The sequence below is a fragment of the Paenibacillus sp. FSL M8-0142 genome (assembly GCF_038597315.1).
Lineage (GTDB): Bacteria > Bacillota > Bacilli > Paenibacillales > Paenibacillaceae > Paenibacillus_AQ > Paenibacillus_AQ lactis.
The window spans coordinates 6,643,567-6,660,378 of record NZ_CP152008.1; the positions used below are offsets into that span (position 1 = coordinate 6,643,567).

Here is a 16,812-nt window from a genome sequence, read left to right on the forward strand (position 1 = left end):
TTGCTACGACTTCAAATTGGCATATAAGGAAAAACTCGCTTCCATAATGGATGCCCTCTTTAAATAACAAAAAAGCAGCATTATTGAACGCCAAAAAACTTGCCTTACTTACGATACGGTTCACTGTATCATAAGTAAGGCAAATTTCTTTTCCACTCGCATCTCATCTCCACGTACCCGTCATTAAGCTCAGCGGTCAGCCGCCCGTTCATCTTTAACATGAGACTACGGGCGATGGTTAAACCCAAGCCTGTTCTTCGACTTGATCTGGATCGATCCGCTGTGTAGAAGCGGTCAAACAGCCTGTCTAAGTCTTGCTCGCTCAAGTTATTTGCTTCATTCCTGAAGATAAGTATGATGTTCCCGCCTGCTTCTTTCAAGCTAATCGCTACATTGCCTGTCGCATGCCGGAGCACATTGCTGATTAGGTTTTCGATTACACGTTTAACCGCTGACGGATCCACGTTGGCAATCAGCACTTCATCCGTTATTTGCAAGTCCGGTTCCAGATGTCGCTCGTTAAATTGATCATAAAATCCGGTCAGCACTTCCCACAACAATGCATTCATGTGTACCGGTTCAAGCTTAAGTTCATAATCAGCAGATTGCACGAGAGACAATTCGAAGAATTCCTGAAGTAATAGGTGTAAACGATCAGCAGTTGCTCTGATGGTGGATATATATTCCTGCCTTTTCTCTTCTGTAACCGAACTAGCCCCCAATAATTTGGTATATCCGATTATAGCCGTTAGCGGCGTCCTCAAATCATGAGACATATTAGCGATCGCTTGTCTCAATTCGCGATCACTGCGTATTCGCTCCCTGTTCGATTGGACCGCCAGATCCATCAATTGATTAATATTTCCGGCAAGCCCTTCGATATCTTTGTCCAGTAAAGCAATATCAACCTTCTTCCCGCTTAAGCCTTTATGAAAGCGTTCGACCTGGCTGGATAAGCGTCTCATCTCCTTCTTGACCATCACAAGGCGAAAGAGAAAAATGAACATAAACAGAACCGCAGCGATCGCTATATAGATCATTTTTCCTCTCCCTTACTATCTTTATTATTTAATCTCTTTCCTCTTAAACACCAGAATCCCGAAGAACACCAAAATTAGAAGGCTGCTGAATCCAACCGACAAAGACTGGATCACATCGGCGTATGTCATCCGGATTCGGAAGGAGTCGATAAGATGATGGAATATCGAATAGCGATACATCGCTTCCAGAACTCCTGGCAACGGTCTTAGAACTTCTGCTACGGAGATGAACAATGCAATTACGATGGAAATAATAATGGTTTTCCCGCTATCTTCCGCAAGCACCGCGATCAGCATCAATAAGGCAACTAGGGCCAGCATATGAATGAGGAACAAGCCTACTGCTCTTGCCAAATAGCCCAAGGCCGACGGGTCTGTCATTTCTCCAAATCCGAACAATACCTTCCCGCCTATGATTACAATGAACGGACATACACCCGCTAGAACCATGGAACCGAGTGCCAAGACGATAAACTTAGCTAAAAAGATATGACTTCTGCGGTTTCCGCTCATGACAATGTTCTTGACGACTCCTATTGTAAAGTCATTCGCCACAAAAAATCCGGCAAATGTACACAAGAATAGCATGAAGTAGAATGGGGCTGTAGCAAGTGCAAGCGAAGAGAACATTTCCAGACCCGCGCCCATAAACATATTATCCATCTTCCACCATCCGATGGTAATTAGAACGTGCAGGAGAGCAAAAACAACCGTTACAATGATCATTAGTGTCCAAAACATCCTATTTTTGCCGAGTTTGAACAGCTCCATGCGCAATAAATTAATCATGGAATCCGCCCCCAACCCGTTTAGTAAAATAGCTTTCCAAGTCATCCCCGTCTGGCGCAAAATATTCAATGACCAGACCGCTGCTTGTCAAAGCCATAGATACCCTTCTGACATCATGATAGAGGCTGTAAAGCTTGATCGTACCGTCCTGCAAAACTTCATAATCCTGGGTGCCCAGTTCCATCTCGAGAACAGTTGCGGCCTTGCTTGGATCATCAACTCGGATGCGTAGATGCTGCTTGCACTTCTCATTTAACTGTTCATGGGTCATTTGCTCCAACAGTCTGCCTTCATGGATAATGCCGTACTTCGTTGCCATCTGATGAAGCTCGCTCAAAATATGGCTGGAGATCAGAATCGTTAATTCCAACTCGCGATTCAGCTCCTTGACCAGTTCTCTAAGTTCCACGATGCCTCCAGGGTCAAGGCCATTCGTCGGTTCGTCGAGTATAAGCAGCTCCGGGTCGCCCAGCAAGGCGATTGCCAAGCCCAAGCGCTGCTTCATGCCGAGTGAGAAGTTCTTCGCCTTCTTCTTCCCCGTATCCTGTAGTCCGACGAGGGCAAGCGCTGTCGATATGCATGCCTTACCCGGGATGCCCCGGAGCAGCCGATGGACTTCAAGATTATCGCGGGCCGTCATATCAGGATATAACGCAGGGCTTTCAATAATCGCCCCTACGCGCTTCCGGGCTTCAATCAACCCCGCCTCGCTGCTTTCTCCAAACAAACGGACAGATCCGCTCGTTGGCCGGGCCATGGCAGTCACGATACGCAGCAACGTACTTTTTCCTGCTCCGTTCTGCCCGATAAAGCCGTATATATCTCCCTTTTCCACGACCAAGTTGACATGCTCCAGGGCGGTCTGTTCCTTGTATTTCTTCGTCAAATCGATGGTTGCCAGAACAGTCTGTCCCACTAGGATCTGCCTCCTTTAAGCCGATAATAAATTCTCTTTCCCGTCATGAACACTGCACATAAGAAGATGATCGATAACAGGATCGCCAAAGCCGGCCATAGTCGAAACACATCCAAGGTCGTCGAGCTATTGTCCTGCAGCTCCGGAACAACAAACATTAACCATCCTATTCCCGCAATAGGAATCAATTGAGGGATTAACCGCAGATAGTAACGCACAGCGGAATGGTGCTGGCGCTGATCAGACCACTTTTTACTGCGCAGGATTCCCCTGATCCCAAAGCTTGCATACAACAAAGTAAGAAATCCAAGCGATAAATCAATGATGGTAGGCACAGGTGCCTTTATCGCAGGTGCTTGTCCCTCGGTCAGCTGAATAATCCCTGAGCTCATCTCGTATGCATGCTCGAAGGTCGTTGTGAAGCTGTTAAGGATTACAGCTATGGCATAACCGCTGCTTAGTACGATGCTTTGTTGAGCTTGATAGCTTGATAATGCTCCACTATGCTGTATTCGTTGCGGCGCAACACCCGAAGAACTAAGCGACCAGCCTAGACCGTAATGCTCACTACCAGGCTGCGGGGAATAAGATTCCTCCAATAAGGATGAAGACAATAGTCTAACTCCTGATGGGCTTACCCCATCATCGGTATGCATGGAGAGCCATTTTCCCATATCTGCTGCTGTAGTAACGATTCCCCCTGCTCCACTGAACATGATCTCCATCTCTGATATTGGAATTGCTGTACCGTAGGCCGTCACATGCCCGCGAGGCAACCCTGGAATCGCAACCCTAGAGTTCACAGGCGAGAGCGAGTCGTCCATACCGAGTGGGGAAAACACCTTTGTGTCAAGATACGCAGCGAACTCCATGCCGCTTACGTTCTCCACCAGCCATGCCAAGATCCAATAGTTCGCATTGCTATAGAAATGCCTCTCCCCGGGGTTGGATTGAAGCTTCCAGGAGTGAAGACGACTAACGCCTTGTTCCAAGGTATCCGCCTTAGGCACAATGGTTGGGTTGGGAATCCCGGATGTATGGCTAAGCAGATGGCGTATGGTCACTTGTCCGAATCTGTTATCATCCATCGTCAGCTTAGGCAAATGGCGGATGACCGGGTCATCCAGTTGAATGGCTCCTTCATCCACGAGCTGCAGTATTGCAAATGCGGTAAATGTTTTAGACACGGAACCAATTCTCATTAACGAGTGTTCCGTTATGGGACTGCCCTCGGAATCATGCCCATAGCCTTGCGCATGGATGATCTCGCCATCCTTAACGATAACAATCGAAGCACCAGGCAGTCCATTCCGTCCCAAATAACGTTCAATATAGTCGTCTACCGTTTCCTTGTCGAGTACAGGCGCAGCGGCAAGGGTTGGTTGAGGAAGATAAAAAAACGGGGACAGAAGTGCTATTGTTATTACTATGAGTAGAAATTTTCTCATGTTACACTCTCCTATTTCAGCTGATGAACATCATACTAATCATCAAATCCTAATAGAAGATTAAATAAACTATTAAGAAACTATTAATTCATCCTTTCAGTCGATACCCCATTCCCCAGATCGTCTCAATATACTCGGCCTCCGGGTTTGCCTGGGCCAATTTTTTTCTTAAATTGCTCACATGTACGGTAATCGTATTGTCCTCCCCCAAGTAAGCGTCTCCCCACGCCGCTTCAAATAGATTCTGCTTCGTATATACTTTCTTGGGATAAGACATTAAGAGTTCAAGCACCGCAAATTCCCTCGCGGTCAGGATCACATCGGAACCGTTGACCGATACCGTCTTCGTATCTATGTTCAGCAGAATATCCTTGTACGTCAATTGCCGGATCGGATCGGGCTGCGCGACACGTCGATATCTGCCAAGATGGATGTCGATTCTTGCCGATACCTCTTCAACATCAAATGGTTTTGTAATGTAGTCGTCCGCTCCCATTCGTAAAACGGCGACTTTTGTCTGCTGTTCCCCTTTGGCCGATATAATGATAACCGGCAGTTGTCGATCCGGTCCTAACTGTTCAAGGATTTCTTCGCCGCTTCGACCGGGAAGCATCAGATCGAGCAGGACCATGCTCCACTCCTGCTTATTCGCCAAATACAACAAAGCCTCTGTGCCGGAATAAGCCGGCTGCGGAACATAACCACTATTGGCTATAATTTCGCACAGTAATTTATTTATTTCATTATCATCTTCTACGACCAATATCTTTACTATTCCGTTCATTTCATTCACCCCATCATTCTATATTCTCTCATAGAAATCCAGAGATTGGATCGAAAAATCAGGCAAAGATGAAATAATGCAGGTGCATTTTTTTATGACTAAATTTATGAAGGATAGGAAATTGGCATAAATTCAAGGGTATGACCCAGATCTTTTATCACAGATGGAATACGCAAATCAAATGCTGGATGAAGCCAAAAATAAAAAATGAGCCCGGTACAGTACCGAACTCATTTTGAGAAAGCTGCCTGATAAAATCACCGCGTCAAGATTTCCACATTTAGAATTAGTTGATTAATAATTTTGGTCCCTCATTTGCAGGCCCTACGATCGTGTTTCCGTCGAAACTGAGATGCTGACCATACTTCTCTACTATAAATTCGTTAAACGATCCGTCTGCATCCACTGTGGCAATGACTGTGGGAGCCCCTTTTTTGGTGAACGTCATTTGATCCTTGTCCCATGCATTTGTTCCTCTTGCTCCCTTATATCCTTTCAAATCCAGATTTAACATCGTTTTTGCGTCTTTCACTGCATTCTTCATTAATGTATCCAATGTCAGCTTCTTGATCTTTGCATCTTTTTCTTTTTCTTTCTTTTGGAATTCTTTGTAATTATCTATGCTTTTACCATTACTCTGATATACGCCTGCTTGAAGCAGTTCCAGCGTTTTTTCTTCAATGGCAAAGCTCGCATTCATCGTTTTGGATTTATACTTATATTGATACACATTCGGTTTGCCATCACGGACAAACACACGATCCAACTTAGCCCCCTGCTTGACCTTTCCATTGGTAAGCTTGGATAATACCTGAGCAGCCTTCTTCTCCACGCTTGCAGGGGCATCGTCAGGAGCATAATTCACACCATGAGCCTGCTCCTTCTCTGTCATATAAACTTGTTTATTTTGCTTGGCATTCGATGAGATCGCGCCCACACTGTAGTTTGACTCTGAGATACTCACATACTTTGGTGCTTCCCCTGGGAACAAAGCTTCCCACGTTTTCCCCAGCTCAGTTTGATATTTTCCGCCATTTAAATCTTCATAGTTGACGTTAATATTGATGCTTTCAAGCTTTCCATTCTTTTTATAAGTAATAACATCATATTTGAAATTCTCTCTTTTAAAACTCACCAAATCTTTCATGGCTGTTCCCTGAATTAACTTATAGGTATTTCCTGTTAGCTCTTTCAGTTTATCCTGAGCCTGCTGCATAAGCTTCTGATCCGCCTTAACATTCTGTGAAGCATTGATATTTACTTTGTTGGGCGAATCTGCCTGAACAGGTGTTTGGCATCCCAGCAAACTTCCTGATAATAAGGCTACCCCGAGTATAGGGAAAATTTTCTTTTTGTTCATATCGATGAATTCCTTTCTTTGGCTGCCTCATGGTTATACTGAAATTTAAGTGCATCTCCAAGCTGCTTTTCCATACATATCAGTCAATCAACAATTTGAGTTCTTCATTTGGGGGACCTGCGATGGTCATTCCGTAAAAATCGATTGTCTGATTATACTTATCAATGGTAAAGCTGCTAAACGATCCGTCTTTATTATATCTAGCAGTAACTGAAGGAGCCCCTTCTTTGGTGAACGTCATATAATTCTCATCCCATGCATTCGCTCCTCTTGCTGCCTTATACCCTTTCAAATCCAGGTTTAACATCGTTTTTGCGTCTTTCACTGCGTTCTTCATCAAAGTGTCTAACGTCAACTTCTTAATCTTTTCACTTTTTTCTTTTTCTCTTTTCTGGAATTCTTCATAACTGTCTACCCCTTTACCATCGGTATGATTTACGTCAGCTTGGAGCAGTTCCAGAGTTTGTTCTTCAATGGCAAAGGTCACGTTCATCGTTTTTGATTTATACTTATATTGATACACATTGGGTTTGCCATCAAGGACATACATACGATCCAACCTAGCACCCTGCTTGACCTTTCCATCGGTAAGCTTGGACAGAACAAGATCAGCCTCCTTCTGCACGCTTGCCGGGGCATCGTCAGGAGCATAATTTACGCCATAAGCCTCGCCATTCTCTTGCATATAAATTTGCTTATTTTGCATAGCATTCGATGAGATGGTGCCCACATAGTAGATTGACTCTGAGATATTCACATACTTCGGTTCTTCCCCTGGGAACAAAGCTTCCCACGATTCCTTCAGTTTGGTTTGATATTTTCCACCGTTTAAATCTTCATAATTGATTTTAATACTGATCGTTTCGAGCTTTCCGTTAGCTTTATAGGCGATGATATCGTCCTTGAAGTTCTCTCTTTTTAAATGGATAGATTCTTTTGCAGCAGTTCCTTGAATCAACGTATACGTATTTCCTGTCAATTCTTTAAGCTTATCCTGGGCCTTTTGCATAAGCGTTTGCTCAGATTTAGCATTTTGCTTAATGTTCACATTCTCGTTGTTATGCGAATTGGCTTGAATCGGTGTATCATATCCAAGCAGACTTCCTGATAACAAGGCTGCTCCGATGATAGGAAAAATTATCTTTTTGTTCATACGAATAAACTCCTTTATAATTTATTACCCACAGCTTTTTAATGGAATGCTTCAGTCACGTTAAAATGAATCTATAGAAGAACAGTAGTCATCACCCCCTCTCTCTGCCTTAGACCGAGCAGCAGCACCTTCAACTTGCCAGGCAATGCCGCTTGAGATTTTAATCCAGATAATCCCTGCACCTTCTGATTAGTCCGTACCTTTTTTAGATAACTGCTTTAGCTCAATTTTAATAGAATAGATCGTTCCTTTAGAGGTGAACAACGCAGTCACGTCTGGAGAACCCTCTTTTGTGAACGTTAATGTATCAAACCGTGATTCAAGTTTGGATACGTTATAATCAGCCAAATCCAAATTCATCCATGCTTTGGCTTGCTTCACTGCTTCCTCATGAATCTTGTCCAGCTCAATTGCTTTTGTTTTCTCAACTACGTCATGATATTTATTTTTATCATCCAATCGATTAAGTTGATCCGACAGCGGAAAAGCTACAACCCTTGTGATCTGATTCGTATTTTTTTGTACATCAATGAGGATAGAACCCTTGTGTGTACGATACACGAACTTATACACCGGATTTTGATCGGGTCTTAAGATCATTTGATTTACTGACCGTTCACTTTCTTTAAAATCCCCAACTTTATGAAAAGCTTGGTCCGCTGCATCCTTTGTTGCATCTGGAACCTGCTCCTCTTCAATCGTTTGCTGCGCATAATACCATTTACCTTGGTCAAATTCGATGGAATTATTGTCGTTTCGCGCCTCTATGTGAAATGTGTTCGGTTTATATTCGTACATAATCACATCATTAATTCCTTCTCCTTGAGGGAAAATCTCATCCCAAACCTTTTGCAGCTGGCTTTTAAACTCCTGGTCCTCAATGTCCTCAAAGGGAATCATCCCCGTATGAAATTTCTTATTCCCATCCAAATCTCGTGAATAAATGGTATCCACCTTCTCATTTGGACTACTTTTCATTTCTTTGGCAAACGGATTAATATATTCAAGCAAAGATAGCCGCTCTATGGCTTGAGCCATGACAGGAGTTAGAGACACACAAAAAGCAACCAACGCCGCTGCGATGACACCCACTCTTCTTGTGAAGATCGGTTTTTGTGGTGGCATGCTTTTGGATTCAAGTTTTTCGACAATCTGTTGACTCATGCTGTACTCTGGCGTCTCCGTATCCCGAATCATTTGCTCCACTTGGTGAATACTTGCGATTTTAGATGGATTAGGTGATCGACGCATTCACTGTTCCTCCTTCATTAACTTCCTTCGTCTGCAGTTTTTTGCGAAGGCGTTCATACTTTTTGCGCACGGTTGCCGGTTTCATATTCATGATTTCACTAATCTCGTTGAAGTTATATCGATGAATCGCCCGGAGAACTAATATATGTCTCTCTTCGGCAGTCAGTAAATTTAGATAATCCTTCAGTGTCGTTTGACTGTCTATTTGCTGAGTCGGGGTTTCAGGCTGATCATATTTATAACGATCTATAAAACGAAACCACCTTTTTTTGCTCCTGATTTGATTCAGACTGTAATTGTAGGCAATTTTGTACAGCCATGCCGAAAAACTCATATTTGGACGATACTTATGTATCTGTTCATACACCTTAATAAATATTTCTTGTAGAGCGTCCTCGGCTTCTTCCTTGCTTTTGAGCATATGGTAACAATAGATATACATTGGTTTTTCAAAGTTTTTAATAATTGAAGCGAAAGCTTCCTTATCACCAAGCTTAGTCCTTTCAACCAGCATCTCAATTTCTTCTGAGTTCGATTTATACTCTCTGTAATGACTATCCAAAAACTTACCCCCTCCTGCCTACACTCTTAAAACACCAATGCAGCTCCTTTTGTGACAGCAGCATCAAAAATAATAACATCTTCGACCTTGAAATGATGAAAAAGAATATTTACGGGTATAAAACGCTAGGAAAGTCTTGTTTTCCAATTGTAACGTACGAAGCCGGCAAGTTATTCAAGGGGGGGCTTTATCCACTTATTCACGGACTGCTTGCAGCCGGACTGATCGAGTAGGTCACCGATGACGGAGGGCGATTGAAAAACATATGCATATGCATTGCATCACGGGAAGAGCAGGAGATCTATTCGAATGGGGGACGGCGGAATTAGCGAACTAAATGCATTGTTTCGTAAGCGAACGCCCTTTGGCTTCACAGCTTAACAGGCCTAACGGCGAAAAACTCTTCTTGGAAAGACCAGTCTCCATGAAGAGTTTTATTGTTAAATGATATCTATATGATTTACTGTTGGTGATCTTCAAGTGCATCGAGACTCTAAGTCAAGAACCGGATCCCGCTATCAGTGCCTTTTTGGTTTTGACATACGTTCCATGATCAAAGCCACCCTGCGCCTGCTGAAAAGTCGGATCATTAGAGCCATAAAGTAATTGCTACGGCCATCGATGATATAGCTGCGCCCCTGGTCAATTCCGCGAAATCCGGCCTGTACAACCTTTTCAGGGGTCGAGAGCTTCTGACCTGCTCCCATCTCCTCGCTGCCGACCGCATCGAAAAATCCCGTCTCTGTTGCACCCGGGCATAGTGCGAGCACGCGAATACCACGCCCGCGCGCCTCCGCCCATAGCGCCTCAGAGAAGGACAATACAAATGCCTTGGTACCCCCATAAACTGCAGAATATGCACAAGGCATGAACGCAGCCATCGAAGCTACGTTAACGATGACTCCATCCTTTCTCCTCAGCATATCGGGCAGCAGCCGATGCGTAAGATCGACTAACGCAGCCGTATTCAACAGAATCTCCTCCTGCTCGCGCTCCGGGTCTATTTCCTCGAAACGGCCATAAGTGCCAACGCCTGCGTTGTTGATGAGAATATCGACCGACAAGCCCAGTTCGAATATTTGTTCGGCCAGCTGACGCGGGGCATTCGCTTTGGACAAATCGCAAGCGAGCGCATAAGCCTGTACGCCGTACTGGCGGTTGATTTCCCTTGCCATTGCATCCAGTTTGTCCTTGGAGCGCGCTGCCAGAACGACATGACAGCCTCGTGCCGCCAGTTCTTTGGCATACGCTTTCCCGATTCCAGATGAAGCACCAGTGACTACTGCCAGCTTATTTCGATATATATATTTGTTCAAGAAGCCAACCTCCTATTTAAGCGTCTCTGACGTAAATTATCTTCATTGTACTGTCGGTGGAGGGAAGTCAACCACATCATGTTTATACTATTAGCGGGATTAACAGCCTCTGTACTCGTTATGGTTCTCTTTTGTAGAAACGGCATTCAACAGAGATTATAATAATCATATATAACGTTCTTTTGGTCCATTTGGTACTAGCAATCTGCATCTACCCTATGAGTAAATAGATAAGTAAATAGAGGTGACCCATTTGAAAAAGAATCATTCTCCATCCGCATTGGGTGACTTCCTTAAATCGCGCAGAGAACGGTTACAGCCTTCAGAGGCAGGGATCCAGCCGCTGCCCGGACGAAGACGTACTCCGGGACTTCGAAGAGAAGAAGTCTCTTATCTTGCCAATATAAGCGTGACTTACTATGCCTGGCTGGAGCAAGGCAAGGAGGTTAATCCTTCGCCGGAAGTGCTGCTAAGTATCAGCAAAGCGCTTCAGCTTGACGAAGACGAGCAGAAGCATCTATTCGATCTGGCCAATGGAGATGTGGCGAGCGTCGTCACAGTGCCAAATAACGGTGGGCCGGATACGGGAGTTCTGCAGAAAATCGTAAATCAACTGCATTATCCTTCTTTTATCACAGACGAAGGTACGGATATTATCGCCTGGAATCGAGCGGCAGAACTGATCGTAGCCGATTTCGGCAGTTTGCCGAAAAACGAACGGAATATGATGGAGATTATGTTTTTAAAGCCGGATTACCGCAACAGACTGGTGAATTGGGAAGGCTTTGCTCGTTACGCTGTAGCTGTTCTGCGGGCAGGCTTCGATCTTTACAAGAACAACCCGTTATATATGGAACGATTCGAACGCTTGAGGCGGGAAAGCCCGGAATTCGTGCATTTCTGGGAACTATATGAAATCAAACAAAAACGCGTAGCCACCGCTTTATTCCGTGTTCCTGACGCACAGGAGATGGAGTTTGAGCTCCATTCCGCGGCTGTAATCGATAATGACCCGGGACTGCACTGGTGTTTCTTTGTTCCGGTGCCCGGTTCAGGTACGGAAGAGAGATTATTGCGTTTACTTGAGCAGGACAGGCAGCTACCGTAGACTGTTACTCCCATTAATAGAATAGACGTGCTGTGGCTAGCTCCCTCCAGTTGTTTGTATAATTCGGTGGATGACAACGATTGGAGGGTGTTTAGCATGCAGACTTGGTTTATTACAGGAGCATCAGGAGGCTTGGGTTCATGTATAACTCGCCGGTTGCTGGATAGAGGGGACCGTGTAGCCGCAACGGTACGCAAGCCGGGGGTGCTGGATGATCTGCAGGCACAGTATGGCTCTGGGCTTTGGCAGGCTAATTTAGATCTGACAAACTCTCAGCAAATTGCTGAAGTGGTGGAGCGTGCATTTTTAGAACTGGGCACGATCGACGTGTTTGTCAATAATGCAGCCTATGGCTTGTATGGCGCAGTGGAAGAAGCAAGCGACAGGCAAATTGAGCATCAGTTTATGACCAATGTGCTTGGCTCCCTACGTGTGGCGCGTGCAATCCTGCCCTTTTTCCGTAAGCAGGGCGGCGGTCACATGGTACAGATTTCGAGTATGGCGGGTCATTATTCTATTCCGGGTATGGGACTGTATTGCTCTTCGAAATGGGCGGTCGAAGGAGCCTTTGAAGCGCTAGCTAAGGAAGTGGCTCCGTTCAATATTAAGACCACTATGGTGGAGCCCGGCGGAATCCGAACGAATTTCATTACAAGCAACGCCGTATTCGGCGAGCGGATGGACGAATACCGGGATACGGAGGCGGGCCAATTCGTCAGCCTAATGAAGGGAGAACTGCCTGGTATAGATATGAGCATGTTCAATCAAATGGTTGTCGGCGATCCGGATAAAATGGCGCAGCAGATTATCCGTCGTGTCGACCAGGGAGAGGGTCCGATACGTATGGCGTTGGGCAGTGACGCCTATGAGCAAATCCGGGCAGCCCTGCTGGACAGACTGGCCGCTCTGGAAGCACAGAAAGAGCTGGCTTACTCCACTGATTCAGATGATGTGGTAAAACCCTTGTAAAGGACACCAAAAAATTCGGCATCCACGATAACTGGTATGCTCCTCTGCAAGTAGCCTGTTTATTTATTAAACCTGCTTACTTAAAGGGGGGCATATTTAATAACTTGCCGTCACTTATGGTATGGTTCCCCCCGATTAATCTTCACCGCCCGGTAAATCTGCTCCACCAACACCAGCCTCATCAGCTGGTGAGGCAAGGTCATACGCCCGAAGCTGAGCTTCGTTTGGGCGCGTTTCAGCACGGCCTCGGAGAGACCGTTCGAGCCGCCGATCACGAAGGCAACGGTGCTGGTACCGTAGGTGCCCAGCTTGTCGATATGGGCGGCCAGATCCTCGCTGGACCACAGCTGGCCGCCGATCGCGAGCGCGATCACATGGGCGTCCTGCTTGATGTAGCCGAGAATGCCCGCACCCTCCTTCTCCTGCACTTGACGCATCTCCGCCTCGCTCATGTTTTCCGGCGCTTTCTCGTCAGGCACCTCGTGCACCGACAGGCGCACATATGGCGCAAGACGCTTGCTGTATTCCGCAATGCCCTGCACCAGATACTTCTCCTTCAGCTTGCCTACGCATACGATCTGTATATTCATGGCGATGATTTCGCTCCTTATCTTTGCTGTTCTGACGTTCATTCTACCATTGTAACCTCTGCACGGAAAGAAAGACGCCGTCTTACCTCCCTCCCGTACGAAGCCTGTCGTTTCCACCTACGCATGAAAAGAAAAAGAACCGCAACCCGCGGCTCTCCCATCCATCGTTATTTTCAGTTGCTGTTCATTGTCGTTACAAGAAGCTGATGCAGTCGGCTTTTCTGATGTAAACATCAGAACTACCCCGCACACTTCATTTGAACACACACGATCTCCCCATTTTGAATACACAGCCTCCGGTCCCCCTCTTCCATATACAGTCCTTCCGAGAACCCCTTATGCTTGAGCCAGTTCTCCCGCTGTGCTTTAACTTGAAGCCTCCCCCGTCCCCTCAGCGCAAAATGACAGGCAGCTCTTTCAACGCAAACATCATCGTACTGTCCATCCGGGAAAGCGGGGCCGAGCGGTCGCGCCGATACTCCGGGAAGCGCTTCAGCAGCGCCTCAATCGCAATGCGGGACTCCATCCGCGCGAGCTGAGAGCCGAGGCAATAATGGATGCCGCTTCCGAGTCCAAGATGCGGATTCGGATTTCGGTGAATATTGAATACGTCCGGACGCTCGAACACCGCCTCGTCATGATTGGCGGAAGCCATCCAGATATACACATTCTCGTTCTCCCTCAGCGTCTTCCCGCCCAGTTCCGTCTCCTGCTTCACGCGGCGGAACATCACCTGTACCGGCGAGAAATAACGGAATACTTCCTCCAGTGCGCCCGGGATGAGCGATCGGTCCGCGAGAAGCTCTGCCCGCACCTCCGGCAAGCTATCGATGGCCAGAACGGCAGAGGAGATCAAATTCGTTGTCGTCTCATTGCCGGCGACCAGCAGGAGGATGCAGAAGCCGATGATTTCAAGCTCGGTCAGAGACTCATTATCGATACGGGCTTCCACCAGCTTCGTAATCAGGTCATCCTGCGGATGGCGGCGCCGGTCATCCGCGATGGCAGAGAAGTACTCGCTCATCTCGCGCTGGCACTGGATATACGCTTCGTAATTATCGCCAACCAACGCATCTGACCAAGCCTTGAAGCGTTCCCGGTATTCCAGCGATACGCCTAGCATCTCGGCGATGACGACGATCGGGAGCGGACTCGCTAAATCCGCCACGATGTCCATCTTCCCCTTCTTCTCCGCTTCATCCAGCAGGGACTTCGTGATCTCCTCGATCTTGGGAGCAAGCGACTCGATCATCCGCGGCGTAAACGCATGGGAGACCAGTCTCCGAAGCTGTCGGTGCTTCGGCGGATCCTGCCGGAGCAGGCTGGACTCGATCGGGTCCTCCGAAGAAGGCGAGCCTTGGGAAGAGAAGACCTCATAGTTGGTGAAGACCGCTTTGACATCCTCGTATTTAAATACGTTCCAGGCTCCGCTACCATCAATTGCAGCCACCGGAGATTCCGTTCGCATCTGGCGGAACCATTCCAGCGGGAGTAAACCGTTCTTATTCCATTCCATACCGATAACCTCCATCTTCGCTTCAAGATTTGAACTGACTGGTCAGTTAGAGCTGCTTACAAAAGAAGGCCGAGTTTATTCAACCGATATAAACAGGCCTTGGGTAATGACCGTGAACGCAAACTGCTCCAGGTCTTCGCGGGTATAGGCTTCTTGATGATTCAAATAATAATTACATACGCTCTCCAATGTGCCGATCATGCTGACCGCAGCCAGGTTGGCATCGACATCGCGGAACAGATTCTCTTCACACTTGCCATCCTCAATGATCTTCGCCAGAAAGCCGATATGCGTCCGCTTCAGCTCCTTCAGCTCTTCCAGGACATCCTGCTCAATGCCGTTCGAGATCTCATTGAATACGATATGGGAAAAATGCTGGGATTCCAGAAACAGATCCAGATGATGACGGATGGTCCGCATAATCATCTCTTTGATCGGCAGCGAGGAATTCAGATCCGCCTCGGTCCGCCGCATAATATCCTCGAAGCCCTGCTTGACGACCGTCTTGAAGAGCTGGGATTTGCCCGGGAAGTTGTAGTACAGCGTTCCCTTGGCAACCTGAGCGCGGGCGGCAATCTCGTCCATGCTTGCGCGGTGGTATCCGTTCTCGGAGAATACTTCTATGGCTGCTTGGATAATTTTTTCTTTGCTCACAATGGGGTCTGCCCTTTCACACAAATTTCAGTTCAACGTCTCTTGTTCTGACTGGTCAGTTCAAAAATAAGATAGCATGCTGGGAAAAATTAGTCAACCGAAGAAGTCCCTAGACTATATCAATGCTTGGATTCCATCCATATATATTTCGATTCTTAGGTTTATTTCCGTTCTATCCTATACATATGGTCCAATACAGTGTATATTTCAACAGGGCTGGTAAAGAATCAGCATATAGGGACAAGAATATATCGTAACGGAGTGATGGGTTGAGTAAATCCAAGGGCAAGGGCGGAACAGGCCGAGGCACAGGCAAGAAAGGTTGGAGCCGATGGGATGCCAGCGCGAGAAGAGCCAAGAGTAAACCCAAACCTTATACCAGTAAAGGGACCAAGCAGGCGGACAATGCAGCGGACGCCAGTAAGCATAAAGGTACCCCATAATGAACATATGGTTTTAGGAGCCCCCTGATACCACCTATGAAGGAGATGAACGGATTGGACAATCAAGAGGTTTTGACGGACGTGCCGTCGAATTATGAAGAGCTGAAAAGCTCCGCTAACCGGAACGCCAATTGGAGAGAACGGTTAAACGCCGTTGAAGAGCTGGGAAATTGGAAAAATCAGAAATCCATCGATATTTTGCTGCATAGACTGAATACGGATGCGGTTCACCAGGTAAGGGAAGCAGCCTATCATAAGCTCCGGGCCTTTGGCGAGGACGTGCAGATGCCCGAAAGACGTAAAGGCGAGCTGATGAAAGACGTTTCTAAGGTGCTGCTGCGCATCAAAAAAAGCCTTCCCCGTGACCACAAGTATGAAGACTTCAAAGACAAGCTAAAAAAGATGAGAATTGATATCTATGATACGTACGAGGGTGACAAAGGAGACGAATTCGACAGCTGGCTGGAACAAACCTGGTCTTCCTTGTTAAGAAGATAACGGGGTAACCAGCCTTCCGGAAAGTCTACCATGTTTATAAGAATTCCGGGTATGTTATACTGAACACAAATATTAATTTATAGGAGTGGTACTCTGAGAAAGCAAAAGCCCATGTCGTTTGATGATCTGTTGAAGGAATTGCAAGGACAAAAATCGGTACAGGAGGATCCGGATAACATCTCTCTGGAAAAGCTGTTCAATGAATCGTTTATGCGTAAACATTCATCCCATAACAGCTTTGGGGATTTTGTCGTAAAAGGTAACTTCCAAGTGGAAACGCATGAAGATATCGATAACATTCCGGACGAACTGTTTGACCGTCACGTTTCAAGAGAAACCGATTTTCCGGATTGGAAATCGATGCTGGAGCAGGCCAAAGCCGACCATGAGGCTGCCACGAAGTAAATCAAAGATA

General features: G+C 46.4%; 18 protein-coding genes. 5 read left to right on the forward strand and 13 right to left on the reverse strand.

Going from position 1 to position 16,812, the window contains the following annotated elements; all coding sequences use genetic code 11:
- Positions 1–128: 128 nt before the first annotated feature.
- The 10 genes from NSQ46_RS30000 to NSQ46_RS30045 all read right to left on the reverse strand — a co-directional run bounded on the left by NSQ46_RS30000 (position 129) and on the right by NSQ46_RS30045 (position 10,619).
- The gene (locus tag NSQ46_RS30000; RefSeq protein WP_213616499.1) at positions 129–1,040 is read right to left on the reverse strand and encodes a HAMP domain-containing sensor histidine kinase; all 912 of its coding nucleotides are present in this window, start codon (positions 1,038–1,040) and stop codon (positions 129–131) included.
- Between the two features lie 24 nt (positions 1,041–1,064).
- The gene (locus NSQ46_RS30005; protein ID WP_251535883.1) at positions 1,065–1,829 is read right to left on the reverse strand and encodes an ABC transporter permease; all 765 of its coding nucleotides are present in this window, start codon (positions 1,827–1,829) and stop codon (positions 1,065–1,067) included.
- Positions 1,822–2,745, reverse strand: a complete 924-nt coding sequence (locus tag NSQ46_RS30010; RefSeq protein ID WP_342575866.1) for an ABC transporter ATP-binding protein — start codon at positions 2,743–2,745, stop codon at positions 1,822–1,824. The genes NSQ46_RS30005 and NSQ46_RS30010 overlap by 8 nt, the downstream gene beginning before the upstream one ends.
- A complete protein-coding gene (locus tag NSQ46_RS30015) occupies positions 2,745–4,193 on the reverse strand; it encodes a serine hydrolase domain-containing protein (RefSeq protein WP_007129161.1) in 1,449 nt (482 codons plus the stop codon). The genes NSQ46_RS30010 and NSQ46_RS30015 overlap by 1 nt, the downstream gene beginning before the upstream one ends.
- Before the next feature lie 88 nt (positions 4,194–4,281).
- Positions 4,282–4,977 carry a response regulator transcription factor gene (locus NSQ46_RS30020; protein ID WP_040738336.1) on the reverse strand — a complete coding sequence of 232 codons (696 nt, stop codon included), beginning with the start codon at positions 4,975–4,977 and terminating at the stop codon, positions 4,282–4,284.
- A gap of 286 nt (positions 4,978–5,263) precedes the next feature.
- On the reverse strand, positions 5,264–6,337 hold the full coding sequence (locus NSQ46_RS30025; protein ID WP_007129163.1) for a hypothetical protein: 1,074 nt from the start codon (positions 6,335–6,337) through the stop codon (positions 5,264–5,266).
- A 79-nt stretch (positions 6,338–6,416) separates the two neighbouring features.
- The gene (locus NSQ46_RS30030) at positions 6,417–7,490 is read right to left on the reverse strand and encodes a hypothetical protein (RefSeq protein WP_007129164.1); all 1,074 of its coding nucleotides are present in this window, start codon (positions 7,488–7,490) and stop codon (positions 6,417–6,419) included.
- A 189-nt stretch (positions 7,491–7,679) separates the two neighbouring features.
- Positions 7,680–8,741 (reverse strand): hypothetical protein, encoded by a 1,062-nt coding sequence (locus NSQ46_RS30035; protein WP_342575869.1) that lies wholly within the window; start codon positions 8,739–8,741, stop codon positions 7,680–7,682.
- On the reverse strand, positions 8,725–9,303 hold the full coding sequence (locus NSQ46_RS30040; protein ID WP_251535885.1) for a sigma-70 family RNA polymerase sigma factor: 579 nt from the start codon (positions 9,301–9,303) through the stop codon (positions 8,725–8,727). The genes NSQ46_RS30035 and NSQ46_RS30040 overlap by 17 nt, the downstream gene beginning before the upstream one ends.
- Before the next feature lie 518 nt (positions 9,304–9,821).
- Positions 9,822–10,619: an SDR family oxidoreductase gene (locus NSQ46_RS30045; protein ID WP_341342592.1), complete on the reverse strand. Its 798-nt coding sequence runs from the start codon at positions 10,617–10,619 to the stop codon at positions 9,822–9,824.
- Positions 10,620–10,863: 244 nt separating this feature from the next.
- Here NSQ46_RS30045 and NSQ46_RS30050 point away from each other — a divergent pair, with 244 nt between their 5' ends.
- Both NSQ46_RS30050 and NSQ46_RS30055 read left to right on the forward strand, forming a co-directional pair.
- A complete protein-coding gene (locus tag NSQ46_RS30050; protein ID WP_341342593.1) occupies positions 10,864–11,727 on the forward strand; it encodes a helix-turn-helix transcriptional regulator in 864 nt (287 codons plus the stop codon).
- Between the two features lie 96 nt (positions 11,728–11,823).
- Positions 11,824–12,696: an SDR family oxidoreductase gene (locus NSQ46_RS30055; protein WP_340898244.1), complete on the forward strand. Its 873-nt coding sequence runs from the start codon at positions 11,824–11,826 to the stop codon at positions 12,694–12,696.
- Positions 12,697–12,806: 110 nt separating this feature from the next.
- On the opposite strand, the gene rlmH is transcribed toward NSQ46_RS30055, so the two are convergent.
- The 3 genes from rlmH to NSQ46_RS30070 form a co-directional block, all read right to left on the reverse strand.
- The gene (gene rlmH, locus NSQ46_RS30060; RefSeq protein WP_251535889.1) at positions 12,807–13,286 is read right to left on the reverse strand and encodes a 23S rRNA (pseudouridine(1915)-N(3))-methyltransferase RlmH; all 480 of its coding nucleotides are present in this window, start codon (positions 13,284–13,286) and stop codon (positions 12,807–12,809) included.
- A 391-nt stretch (positions 13,287–13,677) separates the two neighbouring features.
- Positions 13,678–14,802, reverse strand: coding sequence for a cytochrome P450 (locus tag NSQ46_RS30065; protein ID WP_342575871.1), 1,125 nt, complete (start codon positions 14,800–14,802; stop codon positions 13,678–13,680).
- Positions 14,803–14,877: 75 nt separating this feature from the next.
- Positions 14,878–15,456, reverse strand: a complete 579-nt coding sequence (locus NSQ46_RS30070) for a TetR/AcrR family transcriptional regulator (RefSeq protein ID WP_342575873.1) — start codon at positions 15,454–15,456, stop codon at positions 14,878–14,880.
- A gap of 269 nt (positions 15,457–15,725) precedes the next feature.
- Here NSQ46_RS30070 and NSQ46_RS30075 point away from each other — a divergent pair, with 269 nt between their 5' ends.
- The 3 genes from NSQ46_RS30075 (at position 15,726) to NSQ46_RS30085 (ending at position 16,802) form a co-directional block, all read left to right on the forward strand.
- Positions 15,726–15,899, forward strand: a complete 174-nt coding sequence (locus NSQ46_RS30075; RefSeq protein ID WP_083832603.1) for a DUF3934 family protein — start codon at positions 15,726–15,728, stop codon at positions 15,897–15,899.
- Between the two features lie 45 nt (positions 15,900–15,944).
- Positions 15,945–16,397 carry a HEAT repeat domain-containing protein gene (locus tag NSQ46_RS30080; RefSeq protein WP_244152683.1) on the forward strand — a complete coding sequence of 151 codons (453 nt, stop codon included), beginning with the start codon at positions 15,945–15,947 and terminating at the stop codon, positions 16,395–16,397.
- Positions 16,398–16,508: 111 nt separating this feature from the next.
- On the forward strand, positions 16,509–16,802 hold the full coding sequence (locus NSQ46_RS30085; protein WP_007129184.1) for a hypothetical protein: 294 nt from the start codon (positions 16,509–16,511) through the stop codon (positions 16,800–16,802).
- Positions 16,803–16,812: the final 10 nt, after the last annotated feature.